The sequence below is a fragment of the Stenotrophomonas sp. FR024 genome (genome assembly GCF_047500745.2).
Classification (GTDB): domain Bacteria; phylum Pseudomonadota; class Gammaproteobacteria; order Xanthomonadales; family Xanthomonadaceae; genus Stenotrophomonas; species Stenotrophomonas maltophilia_A.
The window spans coordinates 1-9575 of sequence record NZ_JAXAXM020000036.1; the positions used below are offsets into that span (position 1 = coordinate 1).

Sequence of the window (9575 nt, forward strand, 5' to 3'; positions counted from 1 at the left end):
GCCGGCCGCTGGCCGGCAACCCCGTATACCGCGTATCCACGCATGGCGTGGATCTACTGCGTTCGGTAGTGCCGGCCGCTGGCCGGCAACCCCGCATACCGCGCATCCACGCATGGCGTGGCTCTACTGCGTTCGGTAGTGCCGGCCGCTGGCCGGCAACCCGCATACCGCGTATCCACGCATGGCGTGGATCTACTGCGTTCGGTAGTGCCGGCCGCTGGCCGGCAACCCGTATACCGCGTATCCACGCATGGCGTGGCTCTACTCCGTTCGGTAGTGCCGGCCGCTGGTCGGCAACCCGTACACCGCGTATCCACGCATGGCGTGTATAATAGGCTGTGGGTATGTCCGGCCGCTGGCCGGCAACCCGCATACCGCGTATCCACGCATGACGTGGATCTACTGGGCGTCCTCAAGCAGCTGTTCGAGGCTGGCAGTTTCCGCAGCGTCGTTGAAGCGTCCGTCCCCCAGCCGTCCCCGCACAAACGCCAGGCCATCCGCCGCTGCCGCATCCAGCGTGCCGCGGTGGTCGACCGGGTAACGCCGGAACGCGACCGGCTCGCCTCGCAGGGCCAGGCCTGCGGCATACAGCAGGGTGGTCAGATAGGGCGCATCGCGGTCCTCGCTGCCGTGGCCCAGCATCAGCGGTTGGCTGAAGCCGCGGCGCGGTACGCCGAGATAGTCGTACAGCACCGCCCAGATGCCCGGCACGCTGGTCAGCGGTGCAGTGAACATGCTGCCGGTATCCGCACCGTCCAGCGTGGTGGCCAGTTCGCCCAGGCACTGCTCGCGTGCCACTGCCACGCGGGCGCGACCGGTGTCGCTGAGGACGCGGTCGATCTGTGGCGCGACCTGCAACAGACCGTCGAGCAGATACGCGTGATACGCGTTGAGCGCGCCAGGATTGGCGGTGCGGTTGTCCGGCTTCATCACCAGCGCGGTCAGCTCGACGGCGGTGGGCGTGCCGGTGGTGAAGCTGCCGCGGTAGTGCAGGGAAGGGCCTCCATAGGTGGGCGCCAGATGCCCGGCTGTGAGGGCTGCAGCGCCACCCTGTGAATGACCAACCGATACCCAGCGCGGCGACAGCGTTGCGTTGCCCAGATACTGGCGGCTGGCCTTGACCAGGTCGATGGCATTGCGCGCGGCCGTGCGGACGTGCAGATAGGCATGCTCGCCTGGGCTGCCGAGCCCCTGGTAGTCCGCGGCGATCACCGCATAGCCCTGGGCCAGGAACTGATCGAGGAAGCGCCCGTCGCGTTCGGGTTGGTAGGGGCCGGACACCGAGGGCGCGCAGCGATCTGCGATGCCCTGGGTGCCATGTGCCCAGGACACCACCGGCCAGCCGCCCGGTGGAGCCGCGCCGGCGGGCAGGTACAGCAGGCCGGTGCCTTCGGCCAGCTGGCCGCGAAGATCCGGGGTGCGGTAGTGGAGCTTGTAGGCCTGCGCAGCCTTGGACGGCACCCATGACGCGCGATAGGGGGCAGCAGACATCAGATCGCCCGGTGCACCCGGTGCGGCAGCGAGGGGGCCCGAGGACAGCGCCAGCAGGGCGGTGGCAAGGAGGCAGGCGAGGGGGCGGAAACGGCGGGGCGGTAGGGTCATGGGGCGCTCCTTCACGGCCGGGATGGCCGTTGCGCCGCAGTGTGGAGGGCGTCGCCGGAGCGGGATGCGACCGGCGTCGCATCCGCCGGGAATTCGTAGAATTCCTAGTGTCGTGGTCCATGGGCGTACGAACCATCCACGCATGGCGTGGATCTACCGATAAAGAAAAGGCCCCTTTCGGGGCCCTCTCTTACTTCTTTTCCAGTCGCGCGTTGCGCTGGCCGGTGCTGGCGGATTTCTCGCCGGCGAACGGGTTCAGCTTGCGGATCATCCACGGGTACTTCGGCCACTTGCCTTCCAGCCACGGGTGGTCCGGCTGGTTCAGCTGCAGGACGCGGCGGGCATCGTCGGCCAGGGTCTTGTTGCCCAGGTGGGTGTAGGAATCGGCCAGCACAGCCACGGCGTCGTACTGGAAGGCGCTCTGCGGGTAGGTTTCCAGCAGGTAGTTGGCGCGGCCGGCGGCCGAGACCCAGGCGCCGCGGCGCATGTAGTACAGGGCGTTGTCCAGCTCATGCTGGGCGAACACGTCACGCAGCTCCAGCATGCGCTGGCGCGCATCGGCGGCGTAGCGGCTGTTCGGGTAGCGGTCCACCACGATGTTGAAGTCCGAATACGCCTGGTGCGGCGTGGACAGGTCGCGGCGGCTGGCATCCAGAGACCATACGCGGCGCAGGAAAACCGTACTGCGGTTGGAGTTGGCCAGGCCGCGCAGGTAGTACAGGTACGCGATGTTGCGATGGGTCGGGTAGGTACGGATGAAGCGGTCGATGCTGGACACCGCGTCATCGTGCTTGCCGGCCTTGTACTGGGCGTAGGCGGTCTCGATCATCGCCTGCTCGGTGTACGGACCGTACGGATACTGGGCCACCAGGCGGCGGAAGCTGGCTTCGGCGCCGCTCCAGTTGCCACCCTGCATCAGCTTGTGGCTCTTCTCGTACAACTGTTCGACCGGCGTCCCTTCATCGGGGCGATCGCCCTTCTTGGCACCACGGTGGCAGCCGGTGGCGGCGATGACCAGCACCAGCAGCAGGGCGGTGAGGCGGACGGGCGCGGAGAGCATGGCGGAGCGTCGGATCATGGGGTCGAGGCGGGACGCGGCTGGAATACGAAGGGTCGATGATAGCCTAGTGTCCTGTCCAGCGACTGAAACCGGCCGCCGGGACCCCAAAATTTCAAAGAATGCCCCCTGCCATGTCTGAACAACCCTCTGAATCGGCCCGCCAGGCCATCGTCCCCGACACCGCTGCCGGCCGTCGTTTCGACGCCGTGGTGGCCGAACTGTTCCCCGAATACTCGCGTTCGCGCCTGACCGAGTGGATCAAGGCCGGTGAGGTGCTGCTGGACGGCGCCCAGGTGCGCCCGCGCGATCCGCTGCGCGGCGGCGAGCTCGTGACCCTCAATGTGGTGCTCGAGACCCAGACCGACGCCCAGCCGGAGAACATCCCGCTGGACGTGCTGTTCGAGGACGAGCACCTGCTGGTGATCAACAAGCCGGTCGGCCTGGTGGTGCACCCGGGTGCGGGCAACCACAGCGGCACCCTGGTCAACGCCTTGCTGTTCCGCGACCCCTCGGTGGCGGTGCTGCCGCGCGCCGGCATCGTGCACCGCCTGGACAAGGACACCAGCGGCGTGATGGTGGTGGCCAAGACCCTGGAAGCGCAGACCGCGCTGGTCGAGCAGCTGGCCGCACGCGACGTGCACCGCCAGTACCTGGCCATCGTGATGGGCGCGCTGGTGGCCGGCGGTACCGCCGATGCCCCGATCGACCGCCACCCACGCGACCGCCTGAAGATGGCCGTGCGCGAGGACGGCAAGGAAGCGATCACCCATTACCGCCTGCGCGAGCGCTTCCGTGCGCACACCGCGCTGGAGTGCCGCCTGGAAACCGGCCGTACCCATCAGATCCGCGTGCACATGGCGCATGTGCGCCATCCGATCATCGGTGACCCGCTGTACGGCGGTGCGCTGAAGCTGCCCAAGGGCGCCAGCGATGAGCTGGTAGCCGCGCTGCGCGGCTTCAAGCGCCAGGCCCTGCACGCCGAGACCCTGGAGTTCACGCACCCGATCACCGGTGAGCCGGTGCGCAACACCGCGCCGGTGCCGGACGACATGCTGCACCTGATGAAGGTGCTGCGCGAAGACAGCGAAGCCTTCGCCGCACGCGAGCGGGACCGCTGGTGATGGCCGCCGCGTTGCCTTTGCTGCAGGCGGACTGGCCAGCGCCTCCGGGCGTCCATGCGCTGACCACGCGTCGGCACGGTGCGGGCATTTCGCCGGCGCCGTTCGCGCAGTTCAACCTGGGCAACCGGCACGCGGCCGATGGTGATACCCCTGCCAACGTGGAGCACAACCGGCAGCTGCTGCAGCAGGGGCTGGCGCTGCCCTCGGCACCGCACTGGCTGCGCCAGGTGCACAGCAGCACGGTGCTGCGCTTCACAACGCCGCCGGTGCCTGGCGCAAGCGAACCGGTGGCCGACGCTGCGGTGACCTCGGTGCCCGGCGTGGTGCTGGCGATCCTGACCGCCGACTGCCTGCCGGTGGTGTTCGCCGCTGCCGACGGTAGCGAGGTGGGCGCCGCTCACGCTGGATGGCGCGGGCTGGCCGACGGCATGCTGGAGGCCACCGTGGCCGCCATGCAGACCCCGCCCGCGCAGCTTCGCGCGTGGCTGGGCCCGGCGGCCGGGCCGGCCGACTACGAGATCGGCGAAGAGGTCTTCCACGCCTTCGTCGGGCACGACCCGGCGGCCGAGGCGGCGTTTGTGGCGACACGCCAGGGGCACTGGAAGGTGGACCTGTTCGCGCTGGCGCGGCAGCGGTTGCAGGCGGCGGGGATGGATCCGGCGCAGGTCTATGGCGGCACGGTGTCGACGATGGCCGATCCGGACCTGTATTCGCACCGGCGCGACCGTCGCACCGGGCGCATGGCGACCCTGGCCTGGATCGCGTCCTGACCCCGCCGCTGTTCGCGCACGTGCTGGGGCCGGCCTTCGCCACCCTGGCCGCGCCGGTGCAGGCGCTGCATGCCGCACCGTTGCCTTGCCGCTACGTGGGGCAGGCGCGCATCGTGAGAGGGCGACACTGGCTGGTGCCGCTGCTGGCCGCGTTGGCGCAGTTGCCGAAGGACGGCGACGCGCTGCCCACCGAAGTGGCGTTCAGTGCACACGGGCAGGGCGAGCAATGGGCACGACGATTCGGTCGCTGGCCGATGGTGTCGCGGCTGTGGGTACACGAGGGATACCTGCGCGAGCAGCTGGGCGCGGTGCGCTTCGAATTTGATCTGCAGGCCCGCGACGGTGGCATCGACTGGTCGGTGCGGCGGGTCTGGGCGTTCGGGCTGCTGCCGCTGCCGAGGCGCTGGTTTGGTGGTGTGCGTTGCCGCGAAGCCTGGCAGGGTGCGCGTTACACTTTCCTGGTCGATGTGACCTTGCCCTGGGCCGGAGCCCTGATCCGCTATGAAGGCTGGCTCGAACCGCAGTGATTCCGCCGCCGAGGCCGGCAGCGCGGTGATCGTGTTCGATGGCGTGTGCGCGCTGTGCAACCGCTGGGTGCGCTTCCTGCTGCGTTTCGACCGCAAGGGCCGCTACCGCTTTGCGGCGATGCAGGGCGCGCAGGGCAGTGCGATGTTACGCGCGCATGGGCTGGACCCGCAGGACCCGATGTCGTTCCTGCTGCTGGACGAACAGGGCGCCTGGACCGATACCGATGCGATCCTGCGCGTGCTGGCGGGGCTGGGCGGCGCCTGGCGCCTGACCGGTGCATTGCGCGTGCTGCCGCGCAGTTGGCGCGACGCGGCGTACCGCGCGCTGGCCCGCAACCGCTACTGCTGGTTCGGGCGGCATGACGCCTGTTACCTGCCCGCACCGGAGCAGGCCGCGCGGTTCCTGGATTGAAGAAAAAAGGGGACGGAGGGGATTAAGTCGTTTGTGCACAAACGACTTAATCCCCTCCGTCCCCTTTTTTCCCTCAGCCTTCCAGCGCGTCCAGATAGCTGCGGCGCCAGTGGTTGATGTCGTAGGTGTGCAGGTGCTCCATCATCGCGTGCCAGCGTTCCTTGCGCCTGCGCAGCGACATCGTTGCCGCGGTGGCGATGGCGTCGGCCACGCCGTCCAGATCATGCGGGTTCACCAGCAGCGCCTGCTTGAGTTCGTCGGCGGCGCCGGCCAGCAGCGACAGCACCAGCACGCCGGGATCTTCCGGGTCCTGCGAGGCCACGTACTCCTTGGCCACCAGGTTCATGCCATCGCGCAGCGGCGTGACCAGGCCCACTGCCGCCGCACGGTAGAAGCCGGTCAGCGTGGCATGGGTGAAGTTCTGGTTGACGTAGCGCAGCGGTGTCCAGTCGGGAGCGGCGTGGCCGCCATTGATGTGCCCGGCGATCTGTTCCAGCTGGCCGCGCAGCTGCCGGTACTCGGTGACATCGCCGCGCGAGACCGGGGCGATCTGCAGGTAGGTCAGCGAGCCGTGCTGGTCCGGATGCCGCTCCAGGTAGCGCTCGAAGCCGAGGAAGCGCTCGGGCAGGCCCTTGGAATAGTCCAGGCGATCCACGCCGATGGCCAGCTGGCGGTCGCGCAGGCTGGCGCGCAGATTCTTTACGGCGGCCTTGGTGGCAGCGGTGCCGGCCTGGCGTGCGATCAGCTCGGTGTCGATGCCGATCGGGAACGCCGCCGCACGGAAGCGGCGCCCGCCCGGTGCTTCCAGCTCGCCGTTTTCGAGCACGCGGCCGCCGCCGAACAGGCGCAGGTAGGTCTGGAAGCGATCGGCGTCGCGCTGGGTCTGGAAGCCGACCAGGTCGTAGGCATACAGCGCGGAGAACAACCGAAGGTGGTCGGGCATGGCCTGCAGCAGGTCGGCCGACGGCATCGGGATGTGCAGGAAGAAGCCGATGCGGCAGCCGATGCCACGCTCGCGCAGCAGGGCACCAAGCGGGATCAGGTGGTAGTCGTGGATCCAGACGATGTCGTCCTCGCGCAGCAGCGGCGCGAGCTTGTCGGCGAACAGCGCGTTGACCTTATGGTAGGTCTCGCGGGTGCCCCGGTCGTAGTCGACCAGATCCAGGCGGAAGTGCAGCAACGGCCAGAGGGTGCGATTGGCGAAACCGTTGTAGTAGCCATCCACCTCGCGCTTGCTCAGGTCGAGGGTGACGAATTCGATGTCACCGTCCTTCTGTGTGTGCAGCGTGCCGCTGCCGTCGCGCACACTCTTGCCGCTCCAGCCGAACCACATGCCGCCACGTTCCTTCAGCGCGGCCAGCAGGCCGACAGCCAGGCCGCCGGCGCGGTTCTCGCCGGGCACGGCCACACGGTTTGAGACCACGACCAGACGACTCACGATGCCTCCTGCCAGGACCGCGACAGGCGCATTGCGGCGGTGATCAGGCCGACGTGCGAATAGGTCTGCGGGAAATTGCCCCAGGCCTCGCCGCTGTCGAAGGCCAGATCCTCCGACAGCAGGCCCAGGTGGTTGCGCTGCTTCAGCAGCAGCTCGAACATCCCGCGTGCTTCATCCATGCGCCCGATCGCCGCCAGCGCATCGATGTACCAGAAGGTGCAGATGGTGAAGCTGGTTTCCGGTTCGCCGAAGTCATCCGGCGCGACATAGCGGTACAGCGAGTTGCCATGCTTGAGGTCGCGGCCGATGGCGTCGACGGTGGCGATGAAGCGCGCATCCATCGCGTCGATGAAGCCGATGTCGGCCAGCAGCAGCAACGAGGCATCCAGCCGATGGCCACCAAAGGTATCGGTGAAGTGGCCCAGCTCCTCGCTCCAGGACTCGGCCATGATGCGCGCATGGATGGTGTCGGCACGCTCGCGCCAGTAGTGGGCACGATCATCGCGCTTCAGGCGTACGGCGATCTTGCACAGGCGGTCGCAGGCGGCCCAGCACATCGCGCTGGTGTAGGTGTGCACTTCGGTGCGGCCGCGGAATTCCCACAGGCCGGCATCGGGTACGTCGTGCAGGGCGAACGCCTGTTCACCCAAGGGTTCCAGGCGGGCGAAGGTGTGCGCATCGCCCGGGTCCTGCAGGCGGCGGTCGAAGAACAACTGGGTGGACGCCAGCACCACGCTGCCGTAGACATCGTGCTGGCGCTGCACCCAGGCCAGGTTGCCGCGCCGCACCGGGCCCATGCCACGGTAGCCGGACAGGCTGGGTACTTCGTCCTCGTCCAGCTTGGCCTCGAAGCCGATGCCATACAGCGGCTGCAACGTGCCGTCGGTGGTGGCCAGGTTGAAGATATAGCCGAGGAACTGTTCCATCGTGCGCGTTGCGCCGAGGCGGTTCAGTGCGCGCACCACGAACGCGGCATCACGCAGCCAGCAGTAACGGTAGTCCCAGTTGCGCACGCTGCCGGGCGCTTCCGGAATGGAGGTGGTCATCGCCGCGATGATCGCGCCGCTGTCCTCGTACTGGCACAGCTTCAGGGTGATCGCACTGCGGATCACCGCGTCCTGCCATTCCAGTGGAATGGACAGGTAGCGCACCCATTCGCGCCAGTAGTCGCGGGTGCGCTGGAAGGCTTCCTGCACATAGCCACTGATCGAGCGGTTGAGCGATTCATCCACGCCCAGGATCAGGTGGATGGGATGGTTGAGCACGAACGGCAGGCCATCGCGGATGAAGCGCACCGGCACGTCGGTGGTCAGCCGCAGCACGTGTTCGGGCAGGATCCAGCGCACGTGATTGCTGCCCCAGGTGGACTCGGGCACGCGTGCGCCCCAGTCGGCCAGTGGCCGTGCGTGCACGGTGATGCGTGGGCTGCCGGCCAGTGGTCGTACCTGCCGGATCAGGCTGACCGGCCGGTAGAAACGGTCGTTCTGGCGCCAGCGCGGGGCGAAATCAAGGATTTCCAGTTCACCACCGTGCGCGTCGCGCAGCACGGTACGCAGGATCGCGGTGTTGGTCAGGTATTCCTGCTCGCTGCTCGCGAAGTCCTCCAGCTCGATGGCGAAGTCGCCACCCGTCTGCTGGTTGGGGCCGAGCAGGGCACAGAAGGTGGGGTCGCCGTCGAAGGTGGGCAGGCAGCTCCAGACAACGCGGGCACGTTTGTCGACCAGGGCGCCGAAGCTGCCGTTGCCGACCACGCCCAGATCAAGATCGGGTTGGGTCATCACGCGGTACATCTCGGTTGCGGCCGTGGGGTGGCCGGGTCAATAGGCATTCTCACGCAGCCAGGCGTGCACGCTGCGTATGTCGGGCAGCGCGAACACGGCTTTGCTGGGTTCCCGTTCGCCTACCAGTACGCTCCAGCCATGCTGGCCGTTGGCGGCATCGAAGCCGAATTCGTCGGTGAGGTCATCACCGAGGAACACCGGCAGGCGGCCGCGGAAGGGCAGGTACTGCATCATCCGGCGCACGGCACGGCCCTTGTCGGTGCCGACAGGCACGAACTCGACCACATGGTCGCCAGGCTGCAGGCGGTAGCTGGCACGGCCACGCACGTGGCGGTCGGCGAAGGCGCGGACGTCGCTGCCGGCATGCGGCGCGCCGCGCCAGTGCAGGGCCAGGCCGACGCCCTTGTCTTCCACCAGCACGCCGGGATGCCCATGGGCAAAGCGCATCGCCTGCTGGTGCAGCGCGTGCAGCCACTCGGCGGTGTCGTCGTCGTGTTCGTCGCGCAGCACACGACCATCCTCGCCACGCAGTTCGTGGCCATGCAGGCCGGCGGCGGGCAGCTTCAACGGCGCGAACAGTTGATCCAGCTGTTCAAGTGGGCGACCACTGACCAGTGCCACGGCACCTTCCAGGCGGTCGCTGATGCGGCCGATGGCTTCACGCACATCCGGCAGCAACTGCACGGCATCCGGGCGTGCAGCGAATTCGATCAGGGTGCCGTCGACATCGAGGAACAACGCGCAGGCGTCGTCCAGCAATGGCGGTGGCGGACGCAGGGGGAGCGGTTCAGCCATGACGCCCAGCTTGCCAGCGTGGGCGTGTACGTGGGGTCGAGGGCAGGCTACGGATTGGGTAGTGCCGGC

9 protein-coding genes are annotated in these 9575 nt (G+C 68.1%); 4 read left to right on the forward strand and 5 right to left on the reverse strand.

Going from position 1 to position 9575, the window contains the following annotated elements:
- Positions 1–399: 399 nt before the first annotated feature.
- Positions 400–1602: a lipase family protein gene (locus ACMZ91_RS21365; protein WP_414578472.1), complete on the reverse strand. Its 1203-nt coding sequence runs from the start codon at positions 1600–1602 to the stop codon at positions 400–402.
- Between the two features lie 190 nt (positions 1603–1792).
- Complete coding sequence (locus ACMZ91_RS21370) at positions 1793–2680, reverse strand: outer membrane protein assembly factor BamD (protein ID WP_029379759.1); 888 nt, start codon at positions 2678–2680, stop codon at positions 1793–1795.
- A 113-nt stretch (positions 2681–2793) separates the two neighbouring features.
- Here ACMZ91_RS21370 and rluD point away from each other — a divergent pair, with 113 nt between their 5' ends.
- From rluD to ACMZ91_RS21390, 4 genes are read left to right on the forward strand one after another with little or no spacing between them, the layout of a single operon-like run.
- Positions 2794–3783 carry a 23S rRNA pseudouridine(1911/1915/1917) synthase RluD gene (rluD, locus tag ACMZ91_RS21375; protein ID WP_149908720.1) on the forward strand — a complete coding sequence of 330 codons (990 nt, stop codon included), beginning with the start codon at positions 2794–2796 and terminating at the stop codon, positions 3781–3783.
- On the forward strand, positions 3783–4553 hold the full coding sequence (pgeF, locus tag ACMZ91_RS21380) for a peptidoglycan editing factor PgeF (RefSeq protein ID WP_149908719.1): 771 nt from the start codon (positions 3783–3785) through the stop codon (positions 4551–4553). The genes rluD and pgeF overlap by 1 nt, the downstream gene beginning before the upstream one ends.
- A 20-nt stretch (positions 4554–4573) precedes the next feature.
- Positions 4574–5080: a DUF4166 domain-containing protein gene (locus tag ACMZ91_RS21385; protein WP_277778950.1), complete on the forward strand. Its 507-nt coding sequence runs from the start codon at positions 4574–4576 to the stop codon at positions 5078–5080.
- Positions 5055–5492, forward strand: a complete 438-nt coding sequence (locus ACMZ91_RS21390; protein ID WP_414578470.1) for a thiol-disulfide oxidoreductase DCC family protein — start codon at positions 5055–5057, stop codon at positions 5490–5492. The genes ACMZ91_RS21385 and ACMZ91_RS21390 overlap by 26 nt, the downstream gene beginning before the upstream one ends.
- Before the next feature lie 73 nt (positions 5493–5565).
- Here the strand turns inward: ACMZ91_RS21390 and otsA are convergent, their stop codons facing one another.
- Genes otsA through otsB form a run of 3 tightly spaced genes read right to left on the reverse strand, consistent with a single transcriptional unit; the run spans position 5566 to position 9506 of the window.
- A complete protein-coding gene (gene otsA / locus ACMZ91_RS21395) occupies positions 5566–6930 on the reverse strand; it encodes an alpha,alpha-trehalose-phosphate synthase (UDP-forming) (protein ID WP_149908716.1) in 1365 nt (454 codons plus the stop codon).
- Positions 6927–8708, reverse strand: a complete 1782-nt coding sequence (locus tag ACMZ91_RS21400; RefSeq protein ID WP_049398205.1) for a glycoside hydrolase family 15 protein — start codon at positions 8706–8708, stop codon at positions 6927–6929. The genes otsA and ACMZ91_RS21400 overlap by 4 nt, the downstream gene beginning before the upstream one ends.
- Before the next feature lie 39 nt (positions 8709–8747).
- A complete protein-coding gene (gene otsB, locus ACMZ91_RS21405; protein WP_088026910.1) occupies positions 8748–9506 on the reverse strand; it encodes a trehalose-phosphatase in 759 nt (252 codons plus the stop codon).
- Between the last annotated feature and the right edge of the window lie 69 nt (positions 9507–9575).